A 26696-nucleotide genomic window follows, 5' to 3' on the forward strand; every position below is an offset into this window, starting at 1 on the left:
TTGTCCAATAGAAAATGATTTGTTAATCATTAGAATTCAACCAGCCGATGGTGTTCAAGTGGTGCTCCAGATGTTTTGGAATTGCACCCAAGACGCCTATTACTATTGGGACTATCTTTGCTTTCTTTTGCCACAGTCGTTACAGTGGTCTTTCTGTAAATGGAAGCTTTAAAGGACGTCCATTTTATATATTGAAGAGATATTATCAAAGTCCGCAATATCGTAGGACTCGGGAGAAATAATCCAAAATAGAGGCGAGCGATTCCTACCTATACGCTCTATGGGATAGAGTTTTTCTTCTCTGCCTTCAGAAAACAAGATACTTTTGAGGATAGGTTTTTTATTTTCTCCTTGAACGTAAACAACAACATGTTTGCCTTTGTGTATGCAAGGAAGCGTTAGAGTCATTCTTTCTGTTTCTAACTTTGGAATAGAATTAAAGACAACAAGACGATTTTCCTCCTCTAAAGCTGGGGTATTGGAAAAAAGAGAAAGAGTATGACCATCTTCTCCTACCCCTAGCATAATCATGTCAAAGCTAGACTCGGGCACTCTATTTTCTATAAGCCCCTCGTATTTTTTCGCTCCGTTAGGAGTTTCTGTTTCCATACGAAATATTTGCTCTTCAGGGATATTCAGATCACGAAGTATGCTCATGGCTTGGCCATAATTGCTTTCTGAGGATGTTATGGGTATTGATCTTTCATCTCCCCAAAATAGAAAAATTTTATTAGGATCCGTAAGTTTATCTTTGTTTATAACAATATTTTTGTAGATTTCTAGAGGAGTAGTTCCCCCAGACAGTGCTACATAAAATGCTCCCCGCTGCTTAATTGCGCGGTTCGCAGAAGCGATCCAATCTTTACTAGCAAGATCTATAAATAGAGAGGGTTGCTTTGTAAGCAAGAGCTTATTCGTATCATTGAAATTTATCAGTGTTGCCATAGTCTCGATCCCTATTTTTTTAGCATTCTTATCGATCTCAGGGTGTTTGTTTATATACGATTATCTACAAAGGTCTCCAGGCTCTTCCATCTTTTTCAATTAAAGCATCGGCTTCTTTAGGACCCGAGGATCCCGCAGTATAGTTCGGAAAGGAAGAGAGGGAATCTTGCTGCCACTCCTCTAATACAGGAGTAAAAATCTTCCAAGAAGCCATAACTTCATCTCCACCAATAAATAGCGTACGATCACCTATAATGCAATCACATAATAGGCGCTCGTATGCTTCTGGAGTTGTAGTTTGAAAATAGCTATCGTAACGGAAGTCCATCTTAACAGGACGGACAATATTGTTAGTTCCAGGAACCTTACAGTTGAATTTCAATGCAACACCTTCGTCTGGTTGAATTCTAATGATTAACAAATCATTTTCTATTGGACAACGGGAACACTCTTCAGCTGCAAATAGATTGTAGGGTGATTTTTTAAAAATAATAGAAATATCAGTAGATTTTCTGGCGAGTCGTTTTCCCGCACGTAAATAGAAAGGGACCCCAAGCCAACGGGGATTATTAATTAATATTTTTAAAGCTACGTACGTTTCTATTTGAGAATTTCTATCCACATTTTCTTCCTCACGATAGCCAAGGACAGAGACTCCTTGAACTATTCCTGGACCATATTGTCCACGGATAATCGAAGAACCTTCAGAAAATGGTGAGATGCGTTGGAGGATTTTAATTTTTTCTTTTTTGATTTCATCAGCATCAAAAATTGCAGGAGGCTCCATAGTGAGTAAACAGAGTAGTTGCATCATATGGTTTTGTACCATATCTCTAAGCATTCCTGATTTTTCAAAAAAATTTCCCCGAGACCCTATGCCAATCGTTTCACTCAAACTGATTTGGACATGGTCAATGTATTGCGAATTCCAACAGGATTCAAAAATAGTATTCGCGAAACGTACAGTCAAGATGTTTTGAACAGTTTCTTTTCCTAGATAATGGTCAATATGATAAACGGAATTTTCATCAAGGTTCTGGTTGATACATTCTTGAAGTTGCTTTGCACTATCTAAATCTCTTCCAAAAGGTTTTTCTATAATGACACGAGACCAGAGTTTCCCGTGATCTTGATTTTCATAGAAAAGCTTATGCTTATTTAAGTTTTCAATGATCTCAGAAAAATATTGGGGTGGAGTAGAAAGATAGAAAAGACGGTTGCCTTGCGTTCCATATTTTTTATCTAATTCTTCTAAAAAGCTCTTTAGGGATTTGTATCCCTCATTGTTATTGAATTCTGAGCGATGGTAGAATAAGCGGTGTTTGAAATGTTCCCATATCTTAATATCTAGTTCGGATGGAGAAAATTGCATAACAGCTTCTTTCATCTCTTGGCAAAACTGTTCGTGAGTTTTCTCACGACGTGCAAATCCTACGCATACAAATTGATCTGAAAGGCGTCCTTCTTTAGTAAGGTGATATAGAGCAGGTAAAAGCTTACGTGCTGTCAGGTCTCCAGTGGCCCCGAAGATAACTAAAATGCAGGGAGGACAGGTTCGTAGGGGATTCGATCCACCTCCAGTTTCTTGAACAACATTCGTCATTTCCATCTCCTTTTTGTCCCTGCACTTGCGGAAATAATAAAAAGTTTCTAAAATTAAAATCACATGGTTGTTGATGGCATGATTACAAGTTCAGTTCTTTAGGTAAACTCTCTAGAAAACTTGTTAAGATTAATGTTGCAGCAAGGGAATCTACTTTTCCTTTTCGTTGCTTTCTATTGAGTCCGCAATCTTGCTTTAACATACGTTCAGCTTGTACTGAAGAAAGTCGTTCATCCCATAGTACAATTTGTACCACAGAAATATTCTTAAGTGCTTCAGCAAGTAGGGAGATATCTTTTTGTAAAGATGAGAATAGACCCTTTTGCATTGGAAGAGGATTCCCTAGAACTACACAAGTTACCTTTCTATCTAAAATGATCTTATGAAGAGCTTCTGCTGACAACTTAAGACTTTTACCTGCTTCTAAGCTTCCAATCGGTAGTGTTAATAAGAGGGGTTCGGCTGCATAGGCTAGGCCTATTCGTTTTTTCCCATAGTCTACACCAAGGAATGCCTTATAAATAGATGACTTAGACATAGCTTTTATCCTTAGAATGGACAAGCGCTGCTTCAATAAACGCTACAAATAGGGGATGAGGAGAAATAAGTTTAGATACGAATTCTGGGTGGAATTGTACACCAACCATCCAAGGATGATCAGCGATCTCAATAATTTCGCAAAGACCTTGTGGAGGACAGGTTCCAACGACGCGTAAGCCGCTCTCTTCTAAACTCTGTATGTAGTCTAGATTTACTTCGTAGCGATGGCGGTGGCGCTCCTTAATCAGAGAAGATTCCTTATATGCCTTATGAACTTTGGTTCCTGGCTTCAATAGACAGGGATAGGCTCCTAAGCGCATGGTACCTCCAGTAGCTAGTAGAGGATCTTGCCCTTCCATGACACATACAATAGGATGGGGAGTTTTCGGGTTCATTTCAAGAGAGTTTGCCTGATCAAGCTTTAAGACATTACGGGCATATTCTACAACAAGCACTTGCATTCCTAAGCAAATACCCAAGTAAGGAAGACCTTGTTCTCGACAAAATTTAGCTGCAGCAATTTTTCCTTCCCAACCACGATTGCCAAAACCTCCAGGAACTAAACACGCATCGCATTTAGAGAGTTCAATAGTAAGATTGTCATTCTCAGCATCAATAGGTATGATTTCGGCAGTATGATTTAAACTTAAAGCAGCGTGAGTTAGTGCCTCAAATATCGACTTATATGCATCTCGGTGCTGAATATACTTCCCAACCACTCCAATTTTTAATTTCGGAAGATCTTGTGATAGTTGGTTTACGAGTGCTTTCCAGTCGTCAAGATTTTCTGGAACAGTAGCTAGTTTTAGTTTTTCTCCTATGAAATTAGCAATTTTCTCTTGAGCAAGTATTAAGGGCATTTCATAAATGGTATGTTTTACATCTACAACGTTAAAAACAGCTCGATTTGGAACATTACAAAATAGACTAATTTTAGATTTAACTTCTGGAGTTAGAGATTCTTCAGAGCGACATAGAATCGCGTCAGGAATAATGCCAATACCTCGCAAAGTTTGCACAGAGTGTTGCGTGGGCTTACTTTTAACTTCGTCAGCAGCTTTTAAATAGGGGACATAGGTCATATGAATATTCAGGCAATCTTCGGCATGATCATAGCGAAATTGTCTGATTGCTTCTAGAAATGGAAGGGATTCAATATCTCCTATGGTACCTCCAATTTCTACAATAAGAACATCAGGAGAGTGTTCTTCAGCTGCATCTAAAATTACTTCAATGATTTCATTAGTAATGTGAGGAATAACTTGTACAGTGCTTCCTAAATAATCACCCTCACGCTCCTTCTTAATGACGCGAGCATAAATTTGTCCTGAAGTTGCACTTGAATGTCTAGAAAGTACAACAGAAGAAAATCTATGATAGTGACCGAGATCAAGATCTGCCTCAATCCCATCATCTGTAACATAGATTTCTCCGTGCTCAAAGGGATTCATAGTTCCTGGATCCACATTAAGATATGGATCCAATTTTAACATGGCAACTTTAAGTCGTTGACGTTCTAAAATTAGAGCTAAAGATGCTGCCGTTAACCCTTTCCCTAATGAGGAGACTACTCCTCCAGTTAAGAATATGCATTTGAAAGGCATGTGATATATTTTTCTACTTTGTCTATGTCTTCTGGATAATCAACAGAGGGACTTTTTGCATCTACAGTACAAACATGGATCTTGCCTCCATGTTCTAAAAAACGGAGTTGCTCAAGATCTTCAGCATCGCTTAGAGGAGTTGAGCTATATTCTAGATAGCGGAAAAGAGCCTCTCTTTTAAAAGCATAGACTCCAATATGAAGATATATTGGAGTTGCTTTTTTAAGAATGTAAGGAATAGGGCTGCGACTAAAATAAAGAGCCTGCCCCTTACAGTCAAAAACACACTTTACTTTTTTTTCTGTTAAAATTTCTTCAGGATCTGTGGTAAGTGCTATAGGAGTAGCAAGCTCTGCTTCAGGACAATCTTTGAGCTTTTGAACCAGACAATCAACAACTTCGGCTTTTAGACAGGGCTCATCTCCTTGAATATTTACAATAATTTGAGCATTAGGAAAGTAATTTAAAGCTACTTCGCCTGTCCGTTCTGTGCCGTTCAAGCATGTAAGGGAGGTCATCACAGCATAACCACCAAAATCGGCAACGTGGTCCATAATACGTTGATCATCAGTAGCAACAACAACTTTATCTAATAGAGAACTTTGTGAAGCATTTTCATAAGCTCTTTGTATTACGCTCTTTCCAAGAATTTTAGCCAAAGGCTTTCCTGGGAAACGACTACTATTCCAGCGGGCGGGCAAAACTCCAATACACAGATTTTCAGATTCTTGCTTATTCATAAGGAGGTACCTAACAAAAATTTATATGTTTAAGATTATTGGGATTATTCTGATAAATATTATAAAACGCAATATTTTTTTTATTTTTCTGAAAAAAGCATTTTGTTTTACAAAATAAAAATCTAGAAGAGATACCATTAAATTAGTTATCTTGTTTTGTTTTTTATTTTATTATGTTACTAAGTTGCAAAAAGGCTTTATTATCTATAGTAATATCAATTCTAGCTTTTCATCCTACACTAGGGATAGGAGCAGAGGTTCGATCAGGTTTTTTGGGGAAAATCAAAGGATGGTTCTCAAAAAAAGAGCTTCAGGAAGGGGCGCTAATTTCCCCAGTTAAAGAGAGTCTTTTGTGGAAACGCTATGACTATACATCAAGTTGCGGGTTTTCTGTGGAATTTCCTGGGGATCCCGATCATTCAGGTCAAATTGTAGAGGTTCCTCAATCTGAGATTACCATACGTTACGATACCTATGTAACAGAGACTCTTTCAGACAATACTGTTTACGTAGTCTCTGTATGGGAATATCCTGAAAAAGTGGACATAAGTCGTCCTGAGCTCAATCTTCAAGAAGGTTTTTCAGGAATGATGCAGGCTCTCCCTGAATCGCAGGTTCTTTTTATGCAAGCAACGCAAATTCAAGGACATAGGGCTTTGGAATTTTGGATTGTTTGCGAAGATATTTATTTTAGAGGAATGTTGATTTCTGTGAACCACACTCTTTATCAAGTCTTTATGGTTTATAAAAATAAGAATCCTCAGGCTTTGGATAAAGAATACGAAGCATTTTCTCAGTCTTTTAAAATTACTAAGATACGTGAACCAAGAACGATTCCTTCTGCTATCAAAAAGAGAGTAAGTCTATAAAAAATTATGAATTTATTAGGAGTTGTGAGTTAAGAATCTCTGCTGGCCGCAGTGGTGTTTCTATTTATATTCCCAACGCATCGTAGACTCTCTAGCTCTCTCATTTCTCAGAAAAAGCCAAAGTTCAATTTTTGTTAAGAATTTTTTAATCCTAGCCCATGAATATAGAGAGGCCTCTCTTTAAGTTGGAGGTCTGGTATTTAAAACCTGGCTTAATACTTTTCTTATAGTTGAAATTGATGATTGCCATTTAAAAACGAAGAACAAAATTCAGAAGAGTTTGAGGCGAGTGCGTAGAGACAAGAGATTTGCTTTCGTTTTTTTAATTCTATTTAACAGATGTTTTTCTTATACAGTGGGAAAACAGCATCTTTAATTTAGAAGAAATTTCTTATGCGTCATCTTCTATTTCTTATTCTTTACTCTTTTCCTTTAGCAGTATTCTCTGCTGATAATTTCACTATTTTAGAAGAAAAACACAGTCCTTTGAGGCGTATAGGTATTATTTTTGCCTTGCCAGAGGTGACACCAGTTTCTTTTGATGCTAAATGTCCAATTCCTTGGTTTTCTCATAGTAAAAAGTCGCTAGAAGGACAGAGAATTTATTATTCTGGGGACTCTTTTGGAAAATATTTTGTAGTTTCCGCTCTTTGGCCGAATAAAGTCTCCTCAGCTGTTGTTGCTTGTAATATGATTCTTAAACACCGTGTGGATCTTATTTTAATTATTGGCTCGTGTTATTCTAGATCTGAAAATAGTCGTTTTGGCAATGTCTTAATTTCTAAAGGCTATATTAATTATGATGCAGATGTGAGGCCTTTCTTTGATAGATTTGAGATTCCAGACATTAAAAAGAGTATTTTTGCAACTAGTGAAGTTCATCGGGAAGCAATTCTTCGTGGAGGCGAAGAGTTTGTCTCTGTTCATAAAAAAGAAATAGAGGAGCTTCTGAAGGTTCACGGGTATTTGAAATCAACAACAAAAACAGAACATTCCTTAATGGAAGGGTTAGTTGCTACCGGAGAGTCTTTCGCTATGTCGCGAAACTATTTTCTTTCTCTCCAAAAATTGTACCCTGAGATTTATGGTTTTGATAGTGTCAGCGGTGCTGTCTCTCAGGTATGCTATGAATATAGTATTCCTTGTTTAGGAGTGAATATCCTTCTTCCTCATCCTTTAGAATCACGGAGTAACAATGATTGGAAGCATCTTCAAAGTGAGGTAAGTAAAATTTATATGGATACGCTATTAAAAAGTGTATTAAAAGAACTTTGTTCAGCTCATTAAGGGTGAGATTTTCATACACTTTCTTTGTTGAGCTTAAATATCTTGATCAGTAAAATCATTCTTTCTTTTCCTTTATGGGATGGATGGGGACTTAGCTTAGTTGGTAGAGCGTCTGATTTGCATTCAGAAGGTCAGGAGTTCGAATCTCCTAGTCTCCAATCGCGGTTATAGCTCAGTTGGTTAGAGCGCGACACTGATAATGTCGAGGTCCCAAGTTCAAGTCTTGGTAACCGCAAGCCTTCATTTTTATTGAAGATAGAGGCTGTCCCATGTTGCAAGCTCATCGTCTATGTTATTCCTATAACAATCATGTCATTTTAGAAAATGCTTCCTTTGAAGCATCTCCGGGAACTATTACGATTATTTTAGGAAGTTCTGGGGTGGGAAAGACTACTTTGTTTCGTTTGTTTGCGGGTTTTTTACCTTTACAAAAGGGGGAACTTCTATGGAATGGCAATCCCTTAACTCGAAAAAATGTTGCCTATATGCAGCAAAAAGACGCCTTGCTTCCTTGGCGTACGGCTTTAAAAAATATGATGTTACCAACAGAACTTGGCTTCAATACAAGTGAAAATTCCTTGTCTCATCAACGCCTTCAAGAGATTATACACAATTTCGATCTCGCACTACTTCTTGATCGTTATCCAGATGAGCTTTCAGGGGGGCAAAGGCAGCGTATAGCCCTTGCTGCTCAGTGCTTGTCTTCAAAGCCCGTGCTCCTTTTAGATGAGCCTTTTTCTTCTTTGGACGTATTACTTAAAGAGCAACTCTACGAAGATATTGTTGCCTTAGCACAGAAAGAAAACAAAACGGTGCTTCTTGTTACTCACGACTTTCATGATGTTTTATATTTAGGGGACGCCCTGTTTGTAATGAAGAACAAAACACTAACGCCTGTTCCTCTGGATCCTTCAATGAGATCTTTAAATAGTGGGCTACATTTAATCCAAGATTTAAAAGAGCACCTATATAGATGAGTTTACAGCCTCTTGTTTCTCCTCCTTCTTCTTTAAATCGTCGTGTTGTACTTACTATGGAGAAGAAAGTAGATTGCTATAAGAAAATATCTAATCATCTTTGGTGTGGAGCTCCTGCTGCAATTTGCGCTGTGGTACTTCTTATATTTTGTATTTTTGGTTTTGTTTTAGGGTCTGTGCTTTTGGGCGCTCCTCTTGGAGGGGTATCTATTCTTTACGAGGTGATTCTTCCTTGGCTATTACCTTCAATTTTGGTCTTTGTTCTTCTTGTTTTGCCGTTGAATATTTATGCTTACTCCCACCATAAGGAAGTTTTGGCTCTCCATGGTAGGATTACACAAAGCAATTACAATGAACTGCAGAACTACTGTGAAGGAGAAAAGGAAACTCCTGATAAGAAAACTCTTGCTCTCTATATAGAATCCAAGTTGCTGGTGCCTGAATATAGTAAAAGATTTTCTTCTATGATTTTAGGTAAAACACTTAAGATTATTCCACAGAAGGATTCTCCTGAATCTTCAAAACATGATGAGCTGATTCAAAAAGCTTTAGAGCGTGCTAAGGAGAATATCTATATGAGCAAACATCAAAAAGAAAAGCGTGACAAACGCGAAGCTAAGAAAGAGGAACAAAAAGCCCAACAGACCAATTCTTCGTCGCCCAGCTTCTAGTTTAGGCGTGTAAGTGAGTCTTTTAGGACTTATGTTTATTTCTTTGTATTTTTCCTATAGATAGCACAATTAAAATAAATCCTGTGATGATCGTGGGTAAAAACATCGGAGATTCTAAAGGAATATGAAAGAGTGCTGGAGAGAGTAAAATAGCTGCGGCGAAGATCAGATTCATCCAACGCAAGTGACGAAGACTTTCTGCAAAAGCTAAGATGAAGAGCACGATAATAAACCAACAACATATATTTAGAAAATTTTTAGAAAAAGTAGGTAGGCTCATAGTGCTATTGACTTTTACAAAAATAGCAGCAATTACGATAGCAAGTAACTGGTTGATTGGGAAGGAGATGCCTTCAAATGCTTGTTTGTAGGCTTTTCTTAGAGGAAGTACAGTTCTTTCTTCCCAAGATAGAGTATGTTTGTAGTATTCTGATCCAAAGAATGATGCTCTAGCAAGGGCTCGTTTATCTCCTAAAAATTGAGAAATATAGCGTAAGGTTGCCCGGGTTTCATCATAGGCAAAGACGACAGCGAATGCAGGTTCTATAGTTAGGCAAAGACAGAGCCAACAATCATGGCGGAGTTCGTGTAGGATGATAGGCAGAAGAGTTAGAATAATGACGCCTATTAGGGCTAGGGCTGTAGCAATTACGATCTTTGGTCTTGTATGCCAGCGACGCTCACTTCCTGCTAAAGAGAGAACTACTAGAAGAGAGTATACAGTCATTATAGACGAATATAATAGTAAGAATTTGGAAGATTTGGATGCAATACCGAGGCTTGCAGCAGTAAGGTACCGAGCTTCTAACCAGCCAAGTAAGCTAAGGAATAACACTGCTGCTCTGCGTCCTCCGGCGGAAGGATTATAAGAAAAACCTTCAGGTAAGGTTGGGCCCACTTCAAGGGCTTCAGGGCGTGTAGGAGAAATACATACTACGGCAAGAATTGCAAAGCCAATGAGAGTATCGTTTGCAAAAATAGTAGGAGACCGTCCTGCAACACAAGCGAAAAGAGTGACCCAGATGCCTAGTGGAGCTCCTAACCAGAGGAGAGAACGTTTTATTAAGGAGGCAATAGCTAAGAAAATAAGTAAAAAACCGCACAAACGGTCAGAAAAAATGGCATCGACTTGTGCATAATTTAAGGTATTTGGGGAACATAGAAGTAGGACACCAAGAAATGCTGGGAGGATACTGAGCTTTAAAAAACGGTAACGAAAATGTCGGTAAATATTTTCTAGTTTTTCTTTGTCCATAAATCTTAGACCTCGGTTTTTCTTTCTTAATAAAAACAGAAAAATAAAAGTGGAAGTACTTTTAACCAGATTTCTGGTTTCATAGGTAAAAAGTAGAGGTCATCTTCTTAAACTGAAGGGAAAAACTTTTCTACTTACTTCTTTAAAAAGAAAACGCTTTTGAATTTTATATTTTTTGTTTTATTAACCGATTAAGAAATTCATCTTTACGAGGCCCTTTGAATAAAAAGATCCTAGTTTTGTGCACTGCGATGTTTTTTATAGTTTGTTTTGGTTTCATGATACATAAGAAACATACGATTTTGCCCCCTAAAGCCCATATTCCTACAAATGCAAAACACTTTCCCACGATAGGCAATCCTTATGCTCCTATAAATATTACTGTATTTGAGGAGCCTTCTTGTTCTGCCTGCGCGGAATTTACTACCGAAGTGTTTCCTTTGTTAAAGAAGCATTATATTGATACTGGAGAGATTTCATTTACTTTGATTCCTGTCTGTTTCATCCGAGGATCTAAACCCGCAGCTCAAGCATTGCTCTGTATTTATCATCACGATCCACGTCAGGAAGATACAAACGCCTATATGGAATATTTTCATCGTATTTTAACGTATCCTAAAGAGGAAGGCTCCCACTGGGCTAGTTCTGAAGTCCTTGCTAAGTTGGCTGAGGGTTTAAAAACAAATTCTGGGCGTAGTATTAATGCTAAAGGTTTGGAGCAGTGTGTAGCTTCTGGGAAGTACAATGAGCAGATTAAGAAGAATAATTTATATGGATCCCAGGTTTTAGGAGGACAATTAGCAACGCCAACGGCTGTAGTCGGAGATTACTTAATCGAAGATCCTACATTTCATGAAATAGAAAGAGCTATTCAACATATCCGTCAGTTGCAAGCTATTGAAGGAGATCAGAGTGATTAATTTTATACGTAGCTACGCGTTATATTTTGCTTGGGTTATTTCTTGTACTGGTACTTTAATTAGTATTTTCTATAGCTATATTCTTAATGTAGAGCCTTGTATTCTTTGCTATTATCAGAGGATCTGCTTGTTTCCACTAACTTGTATTTTGGGGATTTCCGCTTACTGTGAGGACTCTTCAATTAAGTTGTACGTCCTTCCTCAAGCAGTTCTGGGTTTAGCGATCTCTATTTATCAAGTTTTCTTGCAAGAGATTCCAGGCATGCAATTAGATATTTGTGGGAGAGTATCTTGCTCGACAAAGATTTTTCTCTTTAGCTATGTGACTATACCTATGGCATCTGTTCTAGCTTTTGGGGCAATTGTATGTCTATTGACCCTTTCAAGAACAACCATAGGAAAGGTAGGTTCTACTAGGAATAAAGAATCTGGAGGCCTTAAGAATAAAATAGGGGATCACTCAGATCCTAAAGAGCCTTCCTAGATCGATCATGGGTCCTATAAAAGGAATAGCGGAAGGATTGTTCTTTTCGGTGTAGAAGAGGGTTCTAGGCAGTCGCAATCGTAGAAAAATTATACAGCAGCAGAGATCGGAATATGTTGTGCTCAAAGTAATTTACCTTTTTAGCTACTTCTTCTTTTCTTTTTCTTATTGCTGCTTGGTTAATCTCCATTTGATCTCGAATGCGTTGTTTAGCCTCTTCTGTCTGTTGCTGAATTATTTTTTTCTATTATCTCTATCAGTCTCCCCTTGTTTTGCAAACTCTGTTATTTTCTCTTTAGATTCTAAAGCTGCTTTTTTATGAAAGAGGCTGTCTTGGTTGCCTCTTTCATAGTTGCTTCTGATAATTTCTCACTTTTATTCTTTGGAAGAAATAGGGGGATAGAAGATCCGTGTGTTTTTCTAAGAATTTCTTGGCTAGCATTATAGTTTAATTTGGGGTTTATGAGGTAAAGAGACTTTTTCATTTGAAGATTTTGGAGAAATTTCTAGGGGGGCTTGGCTGCTTTTTTTACGTCTGACTAATAAATATGCCAAACCTACATAATCCTATTCCTAAGATCAAACTGCCTATTCCAAGGCCTAAGAGTACTTTCTGCAGTAAGTTCAGGAACAATTGAAAGAATAATTATCTCTATCGATGGTAAGAGTATTTAGAGAGGAATCAAACTAAAAGGGGCAGCTACCAATGTGCATTTTCGAGAATTGTCAGTATTTTTTACGCCCTGTTAAAGAAGGTTATATAGTTGTTTCTTTTGGGTTTATAGAATTTTTAGTGATAAAATTAAGTGCTTTGATTTTTTATTAATTTTAAATTTTATAAGTGCGAAAAAGCTCTAAATTGTTATGGAGGAGTTGGGGACTAGTGTAGAAAAGATGTCAAACAGTTTATACGAAATGTTCCAGAGAACCTTTAAAAAATAGTAAGTAAAAGTTAAGAGAATCTTTAATGCTAAGGCAATAATTCCAAGACCCAGGACTTCCAGAACCCCAAATATGGTGTGCCAAACCACTTGTTTTTTCCAATCCTGGTCACTTGTATACCAAACGCTGTAGAGTCGACCTGCTCCAAGAATATTACCTAAAATAGGTACAATCCCCAGAAGAGAGCGAATAAGAGCAGTTTGTGAGGAAAGTAGCCAATCTGAAGCTTCCGATAAGCCGTGATGATCGCGAACAAATCCCTCTCTAAAGACTTCGGGAAGGTGCATAGTACTCTCTATGAAAATAAGATTGCTTGACCGCATTGATTTATCTTTTTAGCATAAATTAAAAATGACATTTTTTAACAACCAATGAATCTAGAAAATAGGTAATATAGAATAGTAAGAATAATTTTAAATAAGAGGATAATGATTCCTAGACCTAGGATTTCTAAAACTCCGATTATAGTATGCCAAACTTTTTCAGATGGTTCATCTAAAACATCGTTTGTAGAAAGCGCGCTGTAAATTCGGGCTGCTCCTAAAATTGACCCTAAGATAGGGATGGAGCGAAAAATAGCATTTTTGCTGGAGGTAGAAGTCTTTAAGATTATTTCATTAATAGGCTCAGTTAAACCATCTTCACTACTTCTTACAAAACCTAACTTAATTATAGTCGGGGTGGTTTTTGTTTTCTGAACAAATTCACCATCACTTCTGTATTGCCTTATTAACATAACAGTTCTTCATTTTTTAATGAAACATTTTAGCAAAATTCTCAATAAATATTCTATTTTCTTTTTTATTAAAAATTAACAGATTTATTGAAAAAATTTATGAAGCAGTAACTGGAAATTTCTAAAATCCGCAGATCATGTGTGCGCGTCTAGAAGCTACGCTATCTTTAGAGGAACTTACAAATAGGGCCCTGTAAATCAGGCGAATCCTAAAATTGATTTAAGGAGAGGGAAAGGGCGACAACAGGCTTTCCCTATTTTTTTATTATCATCGGATTCGGTCCTTAATAAAAAGAGGTATAATAAGGAGAATTGTGAAGATTATTTTCAATGCAAGAAGAAGGATTCCTAAACCGAAAGCTTCTAAAATTCCAAAGATTGTCTGCACGCATTTATTAAGTAAATTATCTTCAGAGGAACTTACAGATAGGGCGCTGTACACTCGGGCTGCTCCTAAAATTGATCCCACGACAGGGAGAGCGCGACAAAAGGCCTTTTTTATAGCACTGCAATTTGCTAAAATGCATTCTGAGAACGGATTCTTTAGATTATAGTCATCTCTTTCGAAACCATATCTTATAAGTGAAGGATCGTTGTCGTGGTTCCAATAAAAATTGATTAATTTATGACAAATTAAAAGCTTTGAAATGGTAAGTATTATTTTAAATAAAAGGAAAAGACTTCCTAAAGCTGTATATTTTTTAGTATTTCTTGCTTCAAATTTTTATATTAGGGTATAGAATACCCTTTTCACTGTTGTGAATAGAGAGTGGACGATATAATCGATATAAAGTCTTTTATGGATAATAGTTTTTTAAAAGTAAGTTTTCTAGATAGCTGGATCACTCTTTTTCTTAGTAAGGTCTACTTTCGAAGGATCAATTCATATTAAATAAAAAGCAAAGACTTTATAAAATCGCTGCTTAATTTTTTTATATATTTACAATAGGGATGAGTGTTCCCAACCCTATTCCTGAGCGAGGCCTTTGTCTATAAATCTATTTTGAAGTCTGAAGCATCTAGTGAAGAAGGATTGGAGATCAAAAGAGCAGGGTGCTTTCATTAATTCTAAAATATCCTTGACCGTTGTTTTTTTTATGATCTTTTGACATGTATCAAGATAGCCTTTGATATTCGTTTGCTTTATCTTAGAGCATAGACTACCAATTTTGGAGAATAAAGCCTTTAGCGCAGTGGCAAGTACTTTAAATACTAGAACAAGCAGCCCTAGTCCAGAGAGCTCGAGTCCACCGACTAATGAGTGGTAAGCTCTAGTCAGGCATGGGGTATCTTCTGTAGACCAAGCCTTATATATTCTTTTACCACCTAGGACGGATCCATAAACTGGAATAGTTCTTAATAAAGCTTCTTTTACAGACGCTTTATTGTGGAGTATAAGGTCTTTAGCGGGTGAGCTAATTTGATGTCCGTAGTCTTTTACTACGGGAGTTTGAATGGACTCTTTTGTTTTAACCGAGTTTTCTATACGACTTCCAATGCTTTCTGTAGGCATAAGAAAAATTCCCCCTTTAAAAAAAGATGTGACAATATTATTTTATTTTAATTTAAAAAGCGACAATTATTTTATTAATAAAAATTGAATTTATGTTAATAAATATGAGATTGGTTTTTATAATAAAGAAATCTTTATAGAATTTCTGAAAAGCACGCGCAGAATAGCGATGTTTAGTTTTCGAATCTAGAAGATAGAATTAAATTTCGTTCCTTAAGATGGCTTCACGGATTTCTCTCATGACTTGTTGCATGTAGTGTAGATTGTGTATAGAAGTCCAAATAGCAGCGTTAGGCTCTCTTACTTTAAAGAGATGTCTCAGGTATGCTCTGGAGATTCCTGACGAGCAGGTAAAACAGAAACATATGGGGTCTATAACTGAAGAGTCTTGGCTATATTTTTGATGGCCGATTTTGATTGAGCCTGTTCTTGATAAGATTAATCCGTGGCGGGCTGCTTTAGTAGGATAAGAACTGTCAAAAGAGTCTATCCCAAAGCCTACCATAGCATATATAGAAGGAAGGTCTCCGATTCCTAATAGGTGTACGGGGCGTTCTTTGGATAGAAACGAAGAGGTGATTTTAATAACTTCTAACATTTCTTGGAGGTTTCTTCCTAGGCTGCCTCCAATAGCAAATCCATCGAATGGTTGATCCTGAACAAAACAAGTGCCGAGACGACGTTGCTCGGGATCTAAGCCTCCATGAATTACCCCATACATTGATTGGTGTCTAGGATCTTTTCTATGATAATCTAGGGATCGTTTTTCCCAACTATAGGTGCGGGAACACGAAGTTAAAAAGTATTCTTGATCAGTATGAAAGGGGAGAAGTTCATCTAAAGGGATAATGATATCAGCTCCAAGATCTTTTTGAGCTTGTACCGAAATCTCTGGAGAAAGAAATAGATTTTTTCCATCTCTATAGGATTTGAACCACGCCCCTTCATCAGTAATTTTAACCAAAGAAGACATCCCTTTTTTTTTGCCACAACTTTTAATTTCTTCGGTAACAGAACCATAAGCAAGGCTAAAAATTTGAAACCCTCCAGAATCTGTAATGATAGGGGCCTGACGTCCGATAAATTGGTGCAGACCTCCCATTTTAGCTACTGTCTCTGGACCCGGATGAAGAAGAAGGTGGTAAGTGTTACAGAAGAGTAGAGGAATGTTGCTATGATCCACCACCCCTTTTAACGCTCCGTGAGTTGCTACCGGGACAAATGCGGGTGTATCAATAATCCCATGAACTGTTTCTATTTGTCCCACTCTAGCTTGGGATTTTTTAGATTTATGGATGATATGAAACTTAAGTGCCAAATTAGAGCCTTAACTATAAAGGAGAATAGGAGGGATTTGTCTCTTAGGAAAGAAGAAGCTTACAATGACAAAATTTTTAAGTAAATAGGGTTTGTGCAGTAGGAAGATCTTATTGAAAAAAAACTCTGGATTGGAGATATTTCAGGGTACTCATTTTAAGGCTACTTTTGTTTTGCTATTCAAACTAGTATGTGCGTTAACTTTCATTTGCAGAGTATATGTTAGAGAATATAGGCGAAGCTGCTAATTTCTTAACTGACGACCTAGGATAGCTTTAGTTAGGACTAGAGTTGGTATCGCTAGTGTAATAACAATGCCCTTGACTAGCATTGCAAAGATTATAACGTCACAAAGATTATTCACAAGCCCATACAATCCTAAAAATGAAAATAGGAGGGTATCAACAAGTTGAGAAAAGAGTAATGAAATTGTTGAGCGTATCGTAAAATATCGTTTTGAAAAAGCTTCTTGAAGTAAAGTAAAGAGTTTTATATCCAGAATCTGAACGAAAATTAGGGTGATTAGTGAGGCTAATACTATTCTTGGTGTCGAAGAAAACAGGGCTAAGAAGTTCTCTTGAGAAGTATCACTTGATGAGGGTATTAAAAGCAGGTGTAGCTGGGTAAGAACTAAAAATGCTATGGAGACTACCCAGGAGCATAGCATAGCATCATTGATATCATCTTTGCCATAGTGTTCTCGGGCATAATTTAGACAGGTAAGAAGACCGATGACATATACATCGGCAGAAGTTACTTCAAATCCCCAGAGATGGATCTGTTTTAGAACAAAGATATTCATTATGCTAGAAAGAAAGGATAACCATCCCGTAAGCCAAGCTTTTCCTCTGGAGGCAAAGAAAATTCCTAAGACTATAATAAAGAAAGTCTGAAATCCAAAAATTAATTCATTCACAAATAAAAATCCTTTAGATTTGCAATGCTTCAGTTATTAAAATTAGAGATAATATAAGTTTTGCTTTGGTTTAAGATATTCATGACTTCGTTTGTAGATTATGCTTAGCATTATTTCCAAACATCATAGAGGTTCGCACTTAAAAATAGCACGACGTTATTTCTATTTCTACCTTTGAAGAATATAGAAAGATTAGAGATTAGGCCTTCTTTTTAAATAGATCTTAGCCTGTTTGTTATCAATCTAACAGACTTTATAGGTGAATAGTGTGAGGGTTTAGTAGATAGACAGCAGAGAAACTACCGCTTCATCAAAATTTTAAATACTATTTAAAATAAATACTTGCTACTATTTTTGGTACCAACATCTAGAATAAGGTGTATAGCATGAGCTCTTTAACATTTGATCGTATTAAAGTTGGTTTTACTATTCCTGAAGAAGAAACTTCTTTGCGGAGGAACTCCTATATAGTTGCGGGAGGATTACTTATTCTTGCAGTAGCGTTATCTGTTTTATCTGTGATTTGTTTGGAGGTAGGTCTGGTTGGACTTTCTGCTGGGGCTGCTTTGACTCTTGGACTAGCCTGCTTTGTTCTTGCTCTTCTTCTTCTCTCTTTTAGCTTGATTATGCTCTTATCTCGAGAGAAGCGGACTTCCGATCTATTATATCTAAAGTTTGAAAAAGATTCTTCTCTAGATAAAACATTCCCATTTGAAAAGATCGATCCTGAATCCGAGACATCCACTTCCATTGCTGAGCGGCTTGGAGTTGTTGAAGAAAAGCTGAAAGAGGCAGAGAAATTTAATTCTCATAATCAGGGTATCTTTGTTTAAGGAATGAAGCTCTGAAACGTAAAGAATCTCCTTCTTTACGGAAGGAATCTATTTCTCATGATCTACTATGTATGCTGGATTCTGAATTAAAGGGAAAAGAAAAAAGGTCGAGATTTATGTGATCGGATCAAAATTATGAGATTCGAACTACTAGGAATAGAAAAAATGCCCACCGTTCTGATTGAAGAGATTAAAAATCGTCTTCGAAAGATTAAAAAGAGCTGAACCGGTGTTTATCTATAGGTTGTCAATAGATTTATAAGGCCTCGAACTTGAGGTGGGCATTTAAAAGTTCAAGAGACTCTAAGGAAAAACTTCCCTTTTCTTGCAAAACAAAATAGAAGTCACTAAGAGCTTAGAAGTGACCATAATTTCTTAGATTTCGCTATAAGAGAAAACGTTATTTTCTAGTTCTATATAAACAAAACGTTGTTCAGGATATTGTTGAAGCTCTTCGGACAGTTGTTTTTGTTTATCTATGTTCTTATTTTCAAGAGCAATACCACAAACCATTCGTCCAGCAGAGAGACCGTGGATTCGCTGTAAAATTTTATAACCAAATCCTGAGTGGATCATGGTTACTGATTCTAGATCTAAGGAGAAAAAGATTTCAGACCAGATGGTCTTATGCATAGGAAATCGCATCCTTGACCAAATGTCTTCGTCAATCTCTATTTCTTTATAATAAGGATTTTTGTTTTGAAGATACAGCTGTTCTAATAAGAGCATTGCCAAACGTGATTTGCCTTCATTGCTAACAAATTCTTCATGTTCTTTATTCTGTAAATCTTGGATAACCTCTTGTTCTTGGGGATCTCCATAGGTTTGGATATTGTGCTTTTGAATGCATTCTGTAGGCAATTGTACTTGAGTTAAATCAATATCCTTGAGTAGTGCATTTAGATCGATAGAGAGTATAAGACTCGGGGCTTGAGTTGTTGGGTTGGTAATAACCAACAGCTGCCAATATTTCTTCGGAAGATGGAAAACAGGATCATAAGCATCGCTCAAGGCGTTTTGGAATTGCAAATGGTTAGTAGCAAGAGTTGTCTCTAGATCCTTGGGAAGCGGATCGGGTGATTTAATTGTAAGGAAATTGGTTTTAGGATGCTTACGTTCAAACCTAGAGTGTAGGAGGTACTTAAGTGCTAAAGCAATTAGAGTTAGGGGTAGAAATAAAAATAGAATAATTTTCAGAATTTTATGAACGATGGAAAGCGAGACATGTTCTTCTTTTACTAGTACAAAACTATATCGAGAAATAGAGATGATCCTAGTTTTTGTTCCCCCTAAGAAAAAGTAAGAGTCTAGCTTAACCATAAGCTCATCAGAGAAATTCGTGGTTTGGTATCCAGGAGAAAAGCTGTATGTTTTCATATAAATAGTAGTTTTCAAATAGAGCCATTTTATTACGGAAATCATTAATTTTAAATGTAAATTTTTGAAAACTAATGTCTTGAGAGGAATTTCTTCAGATTTCCCAAGCACTTTTTTCATCCGTTTTTCTATGTTTTTTAGTTGGCAATGACTTATTTATAAAATATTTATGTTTTATAATTATTTTCTTTATAAATCATGAATCTTTGTTTTAAAAATATAGTCATTTATAATTTTTTGAATTATTTGTTTTTATGATTACTTTCTGCTCCCCAATCGTTTTTGCTAAAAAATATTTTTTGCCTTAAAAAGCAGGAGAAACATGTTCTAGAACACTTCAAGTGTTAGCAGAACAGGTAGATCAGTATTTCGATTTGGGCTGTGTAGACAAGACACGCTGTTTTCGGAAAGAAAATAGTATTATTTTTGAAAAAGTTCCAAAGAAAAAGGTTGTTTCCTATTTACTTGTTATTACTATTTTCATTGCTGTTATTTTTAAATGCGTGCTTTGCAAGATTTTATATTTGAAGTATCGTTTCGAGGAAGCTGATCAATCTACTGATTCTAAGGGCAATATTTCAGAAGTTAGGAGGGAAACTGCTTCCTGCATTGAAACAGTTAAAGATTTTTATCAATGAAACTCAATTTTTGATATTGCTCATAGAAATTTGCCTGTTCTTAAAAGGACTCGCCTGGATGCTCTTTCTGGACTAGAAGCACCTGCACTTGGTTTGGTTGATATAGAAAGCTTACAAATTCTGCCTTGGGAACAACATAATCAATGTTCTTTTAGAGACTTATATCGTCTGTTAATTGGAATTTTACCTTTGGGTTTAAATCCTTATAACTTGTTATCTAAGCAAGAAATGCAAAACGCAGACCCTATGTAATTCTATGGTTTTAGTATAAAAACAGTCTTTTTTAAGATACATGTATCTTAAAAAAAGAAGGGAAGATTGTTTTCAAAATTCTTTGATGGATACCTTCTTATTGATGTTTCGTGGATTTTTAGATCAACCGAAGAGTTTAGATAATAGCTTATAGAAAGTTTTCCACACATAATTGAGTTCATTATCTTTTAACTATCGAAATAATCTTTCACAAATCCATGATCTTTTAAGACAGGATGCAATTCGTTTTTCCAGTAAATAGAACAGTCTTTGAAAAACTTAGGATTGCTTTCTTATTTTTATTTAAGATCTTTATAATAAGACAGGCTTCTTATCCAGGATTGTTTTGAGAAGACTAGGAAATAAAGGTTACAAGGATTTTAAGTGCCTTAGATTGCCTGAAGAAAAATCAAGACCTATAGGTGATTGCGAATTTTTGAATAATTATGCAGAGTAGGTTTCTCCTAGGATCAAAGAATAGATAGATTTTGTTCTCCATGGGTTTTAGGATTTTTTATACTTTCATCATATTTTTTAATTTCAGCCAATATGGCTGGATGTAAGTGTGTTTAGTTAGTCAAACGTGCTTTGTTAGTGGATTGTCTTTTCTTATTATAAAGATCTTAATGTCTTTTGTTACTTGATTTGGCATTTATTGCGTGTTTGTTTCCCGTTTTGTAAGGGTAAAGTACTGTATAGGGGCTTCAGTTATAGAAAGCGGAAGTTTTTATCTCAACAGCCCTATTATTTCTATTTAAAATGCACTTGTTACGACAGTGTTGGCTTAGACTGCGAAAGTATTGTTGATACTTGTTATTATCGAGATAAATTATTAGATAAGATATTTTTAATTTTAACCACTAAGTTTAGTATGTTGAATTATCTTTAACTCCAATGAATTAAAAATTTATTAATAGGTAGTATCAGGAATTTCTATGCAGCCCTGACATTGAAGTTGCCAAAAGTTATGGTTAAGGAGAAGGGTAAGGGGGGGGAAATTATCAGAGTGCATTTCTGGAGGAGTTTCTATTTGTAGGGGTCCTAAAAATCGGTACGAGTCTTCGAGAGCCCAGATTTTCCTATAGAGCTTAAATTTACGAAATGCGGTGCTGCCTATGTCGATAAGATGTTTTTTAATTTGAGGTTGTAGAGTCCCGTCTGCCTGATGTTTTACTGTAAACATTTTCACTATAGGAATTGCTCTTAATTTCCATTTTGTCAAAGGGCATGCTAAGGATTCTATAGTAGCAAGATAACCGTTACAGCGATTGTGGATTAGAATTCCAGCACCGTATCCTAGGCTATAGCCGTAGTCATTGTCGAATTTTGTTGGTAATCCCGAGCGTCCTTCATATCCTAGAAAATGCGAGATCGCATTGAAAGGAACCTTGGGGAAATACTGTTGAAGATGATTTTTTACTAGATGAATGAGTAGCTTATCGACGCTAATTTTAGAAACATAGACATTACCGTGGGCATCGCGGTCCTTGAGGAGTTGTTCAATGATCGATTCTGGAAAGCTTTTCAGTAGGCGTTGGGATTCTGGAGAGAGTCTCGAGATTTTATCTTCGTATTCTGATAGCCGTTCAATTTCTTTAACTAGGTTTATGATTTCTGGGATGAATTCGATAATGCCTTCTGGAATTAGGATTACACCATAATATTTTTCCATAGCGGCTCTGTTTGCAATTACAGAGCAGATTTTATGTATTATAGTTTGCAGCGGTAGATTTTTTTCTGCAATTTCCTCGCCGATAAGAGCAATATTTGGATGGGTTTGAAGAGCACATTCCAGAGCAATATGGGATGCCGAGCGCCCCATAAGTTTAATAAAATGGTAATGAGCTTTACAAGAGAGAGCATCTCTTGAAATATTGCTAATTATTGAAGAGTAGAACTTTGTTGCTGTATCGAATCCAAAAGTCAGATCTAAGAAGGGGTGTTGTAGATCTCCGTCTATAGTTTTAGGGACTCCAACAATAGAGGTTTTTGGGCGTCGTTTTGCAAAATACTCTGCAAGAATGGCAGTTGCTGTATTAGAGCCGTCACCACCAATAATGACAAGGCCGTCAAGATCAAGGGCTTCTACAGTATTTAGACAAGCTTTTTTTGCTTCTGGGGTTACGATGTTTTTTCTTCCTGTGCCTATACAATTAAAGCCGCCTGAATTTTGGAATTTGCAAAGAAACTCTTTGGTAATAGGCATGCTATTATTATGTATAAGACCGTCTCCATTATTTATAAATCCAATGAGGGAAGAATTCGGATGGAAATTTTTTAAACTATTGAAGAGTCCTTGGATAACATTATGCCCTCCTGGAGCTGGTCCTCCTGAGAACATAACGCCTATTTTTAGAGGAGTATTGGGTACTGTTTCTCCTCGTATAAATTTTAGATAGGGAAGATGGTACGTTTGTGGGAAGAGGGTTTTAATCCCTGGCACGACTGGCTTAGAATACGAAGTATCTGGAACGGCAACTAAAAAAGCGGCTTTTTGAAATTCCTTGGGTAAAGGAGGGGAGTAGGAGCTGATAATAGTATCAAGATCAACGTATGAAGGATGCATAGGGATAGGGGCTACACGCTAATTTTGCTTTTTGGCATACTCCCAAAGCTAAAGTCAATGGGATTTTTATTCTCTATAAGAATCTAGGGTTTCCTAAAAACTTCCATTTTGTGCAGGATTCCAGTTAGAAATTCCTTATGGGATTCTATTTTGAGAACGAATTTTGATTTATTTCTTTGTAATTCATCAGAAGAATAAAACAAGACTTTCGTGGCTAAGTTTTCTTTAATTCTAAGCTACAAAAGGTAGCTTGCTCCATAAGGTTAAATCATAGGGGTTGCCAATGATTTGGCCTTCACGTTCTAGAAAATATAAACCTGCTAAAGAATATTTTCTATATAAAAGACTTTATTCCTAAATCAAACCAAGAATTTTCCACCAGAGACTTCCGATTCCTATCCAGATAATGATATTAACAATACTGAGAGCGAACCCCGATCGCCACCACTCTTGAACGGTAACAAGATGCGAGCCAAAGTAGAGAGGTGCTGGTCCCGACCCGTAGTGAGTGAGTCCTCCAAAAAGGTTGCTTGCGAATGCTAGAGTGAGTGTCGCGAATATGGGATTAGTCCCTAAGGATATAGAGACGGCCAGGAAGATAGGGTACATGGCTCCGATATGGGCGGTGTTGCTGGCAAAAAGGTAGTGAGAATAGAAGTAAATAAGAAATAGGAAGGGGAAGCCAACTTTCCAGGAGAGACCACTGACAAGTGCCGCTGCTGAGTCTCCAACGAGAGGGATAAACCCGAGTTGATTTAAAAAGGAGGCCATCATGATAAGGGCTCCGAACCAGATGAATGTTTCCCATGCGGTTGTATTTGCTATGACATCTTTTTGCCAGTCGAGAATGTTAGTAAGGATGAGGAGAGACAATCCTATAAGGGCTGCTGTTGTTGCTGAGATTCCTAATAGATCTCCGAAAGTCCAGAGGATTACAAGGAGAATAAAAATCATTAATATTGTTTTTTCTTCTTTTTTTAGTGGTCCCATTTCTTTAAGTCGAAGTTTTGCTGAGCGGATAGCCTCTTCGCAAGATGTGATTTTTGGTGGGTAGAGTTTATAGATTATAATCGGCATGAGGACTAGACTAATGAGTCCTGGAATAATTGCAGCTTTTGCCCATAAAACCCAGGATAAAGAAATTCCGACGTGGCTTGCTAGAGCTGCAACAAGGGGGTTCCCTGCCATAGCGGTGAGAAACATAGCACTAGTGATCACAGAACTTTGATAAGCAACTTTAATGAGAAAGGATCCGATAAGATCTTGGGTTCCTTTTTCTGTAGAACTTCCAAATGAATCAGATAGGCTCGTGACTACAGGATAGAGAATACCTCCAGCTCGGGCAGTAACGCTTGGAATGGCTGGAGAAAGGAAAAAATCAGTGATTACGAGTCCATAGCTCAGTCCTAAGGGACTTTTCCCTAAAGCGCTTACAAAGAAGTAAGCTATCCGTTCTCCAAGTCCTGTTTTTATGATTCCTTTAGCTATTGAGAACGAGAGGAACACCAACCATGCTATAGGATTGTGGAATCCAGATAATCCCTGTTCTAGAGTTAAGGTTTGCGTGAGTAGGAGTGTCGAGATTCCAATAATGGCAATAGCTCCCATTGGGACAGGCTGAAAGATGATTCCCATAATGGTAGTTGTGAATATAGCAAAGAGTTGCCAAGCATTAGAATTTATAGATGCGGGGTGGGGAAAAAACCAAATGCCTAAAAGTACTGCAGTCAGAAAGAGGAGAGATAAGAAGCGTTTTTTTTTGTTCACTTAGGACCTCAGTGTGGTTATTAGAAATATTTGTAGAGATGTTACGGTTCTATGGGGAAGTCTTCCAACCATTTTTCCATTTCTTCTAGAGTGTCGTTAATCAGTTCTGTAGAAGAACAGAGGGTATGGATACAAGATTCTATGGTTTCTTCATGGATAATATTTTCTACATCTTCCATGCTGATGAAAGTTGTATCAATAAGTTCTCCATCGAAGGCTTTACTGATGGGGTAAAAGAGCTCCCCAGGATAAAGAGTGCAGATGCCTGCAATGAGGTTATCCCAAGCAAAAGAGGGATGTTTTTCTAATCTATAGTTTAGAAGTTCTGCAAAATAACGGATCGTTTTATCTCGGGAAGTTTTTCCAGCTCCTACAAGAGTGACAAGCCCAGAGATTGCTGCTGCCTTTACATAGGGATTGATTTTCGGAGTTTCTATGAGTTCTTTAATTAGCGAGTCATCATCACACACGCTGGCTAGGATCCTAGGCAGATCTTCAGTTAGAACATCGCCTGCGATTGCGTGCGGAGTATCATCTTCAAATGCAAAAAGTTTAATGATTAGGGGTAGAGCACGACTTTCACGGAATTGTGCTAGAAGATACATAGCATAGAGGTGACCTTGATAGCTGCCGTCATTCACAATTTCAGGGACGCGTTGTGTAGCATCCTGTAAAATATGAAGTAGATAGGGCGTAATTTGCATTTGTTTAACAATAGCCGCTTCTATAGCTTCTCTTGGAAGGATACCTTCGTCATAGGCAAGGTCTTCCAGGATATGCGAAATATCCATTAGCAAAGATACTCCAATTGCATCACTGTTAATTGTGTCGTAGCATGCAGAACTTCTTCTGTCAATGATTTATAGATAGAGGAATTGAGAGCATAACAGTGGTTTATTAAGGGTAGCAAGTCACTTGTAGTTATGTGGTTGCGGTATGTCTTTAGCCCTGTAGGCATGTTTTATCTTAGGTTTTTAAAAAAAATGATAGAGCTAAAGGAGTTTCATAAAAAGCTCTACATGTAGCAATAAGAATTATACATAACTCTTCACATACTACAAAGAACTTTAGCGATAGGTGAGGGGGATTTATTCTAGAGGCAATAGAAAACCTTAACATTCCATAGCGTCCTTTATTTAGGAGATGTTCAACAATTTTTTTCTTTGGAAGCTTGGATTTTTCTTACATAATCAAGTTAGTAACGATCGTTTGATGCAAATATAAGTATTTATAGTTAGGGATAAGATACCTGTTTTCGCATCAAACCTTTTGTCTCGGATTGCTAGAATTAAGATTTTTAAGTAGTAAACCCGTATTTTCAAATCATACTCAAAGAGATAGGGGTTTTATTGGATAGAAAAAAAAAGTTTCTATAAGAGTTATCTCAAGATTGTTTAGTTGTTTTAAAATGAATATAACAAATTGTTTTTCCCGAGTCTCTACCAGGGAAGAGGATATAGGACCACATAGAGTCGCAGACAGAAGGGTGCTTTGTTATCCTGTACTGGACAATAATAATGCCAAGAGATGCTTAAACGAAAAGCTTAAGCAGATACTTTTTGTTCAGGTCATTTATTAACGCAAGTCATTTTCTTGTTATTGCATATATTGAATTACCGTCTTTTCTATTAGTTGAGAACTATAGATGCTCTAAGGTTAGTAATGGGTGGTTAGAACCCGTCTACAGATATGATCTGCTAATAGTTTAGTTTTTATAAAGAAAGTAATTTTTTAATCTTCTTCTTGGGGATGTTCGATTTTTATCCATTCGTATTTCTGCGGTCTAGGAAAAACAGGACTTGCTAAACCAAGAGTTTTAACATAAGATTTTCTCGTATATATGATTAAAATGGTTTTTTATGTTAAATTTTTTCTCGATAATTCGTCTTAATCCGTCGTATCCCAATAGACACGACGGGGGGGGGGGGGGGGGGGGTTATTTAA

General features: G+C 36.9%; 26 protein-coding genes, 2 tRNA genes and 1 pseudogene. 12 read left to right on the top strand and 17 right to left on the bottom strand.

Features of this window, described 5'->3' with window-relative positions:
• Window positions 1-168: 168 nt before the first annotated feature.
• The 5 genes from pgl to kdsB all read right to left on the bottom strand — a co-directional run bounded on the left by pgl (window position 169) and on the right by kdsB (window position 5432).
• Window positions 169-945 (bottom strand): 6-phosphogluconolactonase, encoded by a 777-nt coding sequence (gene pgl, locus CMV32_RS05250; RefSeq protein WP_100934871.1) that lies wholly within the window; start codon window positions 943-945, stop codon window positions 169-171.
• A 64-nt stretch (window positions 946-1009) separates the two neighbouring features.
• Window positions 1010-2554, bottom strand: coding sequence for a glucose-6-phosphate dehydrogenase (gene zwf, locus CMV32_RS05255; RefSeq protein WP_192940658.1), 1545 nt, complete (start codon window positions 2552-2554; stop codon window positions 1010-1012).
• A 76-nt stretch (window positions 2555-2630) separates the two neighbouring features.
• Window positions 2631-3086, bottom strand: a complete 456-nt coding sequence (gene ruvX, locus CMV32_RS05260; protein WP_100934873.1) for a Holliday junction resolvase RuvX — start codon at window positions 3084-3086, stop codon at window positions 2631-2633.
• The gene (locus tag CMV32_RS05265) at window positions 3079-4692 is read right to left on the bottom strand and encodes a CTP synthase (protein WP_100934874.1); all 1614 of its coding nucleotides are present in this window, start codon (window positions 4690-4692) and stop codon (window positions 3079-3081) included. Before CMV32_RS05265 ends, ruvX begins: the two co-directional genes overlap by 8 nt.
• Window positions 4668-5432, bottom strand: coding sequence for a 3-deoxy-manno-octulosonate cytidylyltransferase (gene kdsB, locus CMV32_RS05270; protein WP_100934875.1), 765 nt, complete (start codon window positions 5430-5432; stop codon window positions 4668-4670). The genes CMV32_RS05265 and kdsB overlap by 25 nt, the downstream gene beginning before the upstream one ends.
• A 173-nt stretch (window positions 5433-5605) precedes the next feature.
• Here kdsB and CMV32_RS05275 point away from each other — a divergent pair, with 173 nt between their 5' ends.
• The 6 genes from CMV32_RS05275 to CMV32_RS05300 all read left to right on the top strand — a co-directional run bounded on the left by CMV32_RS05275 (window position 5606) and on the right by CMV32_RS05300 (window position 9236).
• Complete coding sequence (locus tag CMV32_RS05275; protein WP_100934876.1) at window positions 5606-6301, top strand: hypothetical protein; 696 nt, start codon at window positions 5606-5608, stop codon at window positions 6299-6301.
• Window positions 6302-6694: 393 nt separating this feature from the next.
• The gene (locus CMV32_RS05280; RefSeq protein ID WP_100934877.1) at window positions 6695-7588 is read left to right on the top strand and encodes a 5'-methylthioadenosine/S-adenosylhomocysteine nucleosidase family protein; all 894 of its coding nucleotides are present in this window, start codon (window positions 6695-6697) and stop codon (window positions 7586-7588) included.
• 85 nt (window positions 7589-7673) lie between these two features.
• Window positions 7674-7746, top strand: a tRNA-Ala gene (locus CMV32_RS05285).
• Window positions 7747-7749: 3 nt separating this feature from the next.
• Window positions 7750-7823 (top strand) — tRNA-Ile (locus CMV32_RS05290).
• Window positions 7824-7857: 34 nt separating this feature from the next.
• The gene (locus CMV32_RS05295) at window positions 7858-8565 is read left to right on the top strand and encodes an ABC transporter ATP-binding protein (RefSeq protein ID WP_100934878.1); all 708 of its coding nucleotides are present in this window, start codon (window positions 7858-7860) and stop codon (window positions 8563-8565) included.
• The gene (locus CMV32_RS05300) at window positions 8562-9236 is read left to right on the top strand and encodes a hypothetical protein (protein WP_100934879.1); all 675 of its coding nucleotides are present in this window, start codon (window positions 8562-8564) and stop codon (window positions 9234-9236) included. Before CMV32_RS05295 ends, CMV32_RS05300 begins: the two co-directional genes overlap by 4 nt.
• Window positions 9237-9258: 22 nt before the next feature.
• Here CMV32_RS05300 and CMV32_RS05305 read toward each other — a convergent pair whose 3' ends face one another.
• Complete coding sequence (locus CMV32_RS05305; protein ID WP_100934880.1) at window positions 9259-10491, bottom strand: SPW repeat domain-containing protein; 1233 nt, start codon at window positions 10489-10491, stop codon at window positions 9259-9261.
• Window positions 10492-10709: 218 nt separating this feature from the next.
• On the opposite strand from CMV32_RS05305, the gene CMV32_RS05310 reads away from it, so the two are divergent.
• Together CMV32_RS05310 and CMV32_RS05315 are read left to right on the top strand one after the other, a co-directional pair.
• The gene (locus tag CMV32_RS05310) at window positions 10710-11411 is read left to right on the top strand and encodes a thioredoxin domain-containing protein (protein WP_100934881.1); all 702 of its coding nucleotides are present in this window, start codon (window positions 10710-10712) and stop codon (window positions 11409-11411) included.
• A pseudogene (locus CMV32_RS05315) lies at window positions 11404-11796 on the top strand (disulfide bond formation protein B); the annotation flags it as partial. The gene CMV32_RS05310 and the pseudogene CMV32_RS05315, both read left to right, overlap by 8 nt.
• A gap of 401 nt (window positions 11797-12197) precedes the next feature.
• On the opposite strand, the gene CMV32_RS05490 reads toward CMV32_RS05315, so the two are convergent.
• The 3 genes from CMV32_RS05490 to CMV32_RS05335 form a co-directional block, all read right to left on the bottom strand.
• Complete coding sequence (locus tag CMV32_RS05490; protein ID WP_100934883.1) at window positions 12198-12380, bottom strand: hypothetical protein; 183 nt, start codon at window positions 12378-12380, stop codon at window positions 12198-12200.
• 369 nt (window positions 12381-12749) lie between these two features.
• On the bottom strand, window positions 12750-13160 hold the full coding sequence (locus CMV32_RS05650; protein WP_239923168.1) for a hypothetical protein: 411 nt from the start codon (window positions 13158-13160) through the stop codon (window positions 12750-12752).
• 38 nt (window positions 13161-13198) lie between these two features.
• Window positions 13199-13573, bottom strand: coding sequence for a hypothetical protein (locus CMV32_RS05335; RefSeq protein WP_100934884.1), 375 nt, complete (start codon window positions 13571-13573; stop codon window positions 13199-13201).
• Window positions 13574-13887: 314 nt separating this feature from the next.
• Between CMV32_RS05335 and CMV32_RS05495 the strand changes: the two genes are divergently transcribed.
• Window positions 13888-14127, top strand: coding sequence for a hypothetical protein (locus CMV32_RS05495; RefSeq protein ID WP_192940659.1), 240 nt, complete (start codon window positions 13888-13890; stop codon window positions 14125-14127).
• Window positions 14128-14540: 413 nt separating this feature from the next.
• Here CMV32_RS05495 and CMV32_RS05345 read toward each other — a convergent pair whose 3' ends face one another.
• The 3 genes from CMV32_RS05345 to CMV32_RS05355 all read right to left on the bottom strand — a co-directional run bounded on the left by CMV32_RS05345 (window position 14541) and on the right by CMV32_RS05355 (window position 17319).
• Window positions 14541-15086 carry a hypothetical protein gene (locus CMV32_RS05345; protein ID WP_100934886.1) on the bottom strand — a complete coding sequence of 182 codons (546 nt, stop codon included), beginning with the start codon at window positions 15084-15086 and terminating at the stop codon, window positions 14541-14543.
• Between the two features lie 199 nt (window positions 15087-15285).
• Window positions 15286-16404 carry a tRNA guanosine(34) transglycosylase Tgt gene (tgt, locus tag CMV32_RS05350; protein ID WP_100934887.1) on the bottom strand — a complete coding sequence of 373 codons (1119 nt, stop codon included), beginning with the start codon at window positions 16402-16404 and terminating at the stop codon, window positions 15286-15288.
• A gap of 243 nt (window positions 16405-16647) precedes the next feature.
• Window positions 16648-17319 carry a queuosine precursor transporter gene (locus CMV32_RS05355; RefSeq protein ID WP_239923169.1) on the bottom strand — a complete coding sequence of 224 codons (672 nt, stop codon included), beginning with the start codon at window positions 17317-17319 and terminating at the stop codon, window positions 16648-16650.
• Window positions 17320-17705: 386 nt separating this feature from the next.
• Here CMV32_RS05355 and CMV32_RS05360 point away from each other — a divergent pair, with 386 nt between their 5' ends.
• Window positions 17706-18152 carry a hypothetical protein gene (locus CMV32_RS05360; RefSeq protein WP_100934889.1) on the top strand — a complete coding sequence of 149 codons (447 nt, stop codon included), beginning with the start codon at window positions 17706-17708 and terminating at the stop codon, window positions 18150-18152.
• A 375-nt stretch (window positions 18153-18527) separates the two neighbouring features.
• Here the strand turns inward: CMV32_RS05360 and CMV32_RS05365 are convergent, their stop codons facing one another.
• The gene (locus tag CMV32_RS05365; protein WP_192940660.1) at window positions 18528-19529 is read right to left on the bottom strand and encodes a DUF648 domain-containing protein; all 1002 of its coding nucleotides are present in this window, start codon (window positions 19527-19529) and stop codon (window positions 18528-18530) included.
• A 341-nt stretch (window positions 19530-19870) separates the two neighbouring features.
• Between CMV32_RS05365 and CMV32_RS05370 the strand changes: the two genes are divergently transcribed.
• Both CMV32_RS05370 and CMV32_RS05500 read left to right on the top strand, forming a co-directional pair.
• The gene (locus tag CMV32_RS05370; protein ID WP_100934891.1) at window positions 19871-20167 is read left to right on the top strand and encodes a hypothetical protein; all 297 of its coding nucleotides are present in this window, start codon (window positions 19871-19873) and stop codon (window positions 20165-20167) included.
• A gap of 30 nt (window positions 20168-20197) precedes the next feature.
• Window positions 20198-20419, top strand: coding sequence for a hypothetical protein (locus CMV32_RS05500; RefSeq protein WP_100934892.1), 222 nt, complete (start codon window positions 20198-20200; stop codon window positions 20417-20419).
• 910 nt (window positions 20420-21329) lie between these two features.
• Here CMV32_RS05500 and CMV32_RS05380 read toward each other — a convergent pair.
• From CMV32_RS05380 to CMV32_RS05505, 4 genes are all read right to left on the bottom strand, one after another.
• Complete coding sequence (locus CMV32_RS05380) at window positions 21330-22985, bottom strand: diphosphate--fructose-6-phosphate 1-phosphotransferase (RefSeq protein ID WP_100934893.1); 1656 nt, start codon at window positions 22983-22985, stop codon at window positions 21330-21332.
• A 354-nt stretch (window positions 22986-23339) separates the two neighbouring features.
• A complete protein-coding gene (locus CMV32_RS05385; RefSeq protein ID WP_100934894.1) occupies window positions 23340-24752 on the bottom strand; it encodes an anion permease in 1413 nt (470 codons plus the stop codon).
• Between the two features lie 41 nt (window positions 24753-24793).
• Window positions 24794-25549: a DUF1186 domain-containing protein gene (locus tag CMV32_RS05390; protein WP_100934895.1), complete on the bottom strand. Its 756-nt coding sequence runs from the start codon at window positions 25547-25549 to the stop codon at window positions 24794-24796.
• Entirely contained in the window at window positions 25543-25710 is a 168-nt protein-coding gene (locus CMV32_RS05505; RefSeq protein WP_192940661.1) for a hypothetical protein, read from the bottom strand. The genes CMV32_RS05390 and CMV32_RS05505 overlap by 7 nt, the downstream gene beginning before the upstream one ends.
• Window positions 25711-26696 lie beyond the last annotated feature (986 nt).

It is taken from the genome of Candidatus Chlamydia corallus (assembly GCF_002817655.1).
In the GTDB taxonomy this organism is placed as follows: domain Bacteria; phylum Chlamydiota; class Chlamydiia; order Chlamydiales; family Chlamydiaceae; genus Chlamydia; species Chlamydia corallus.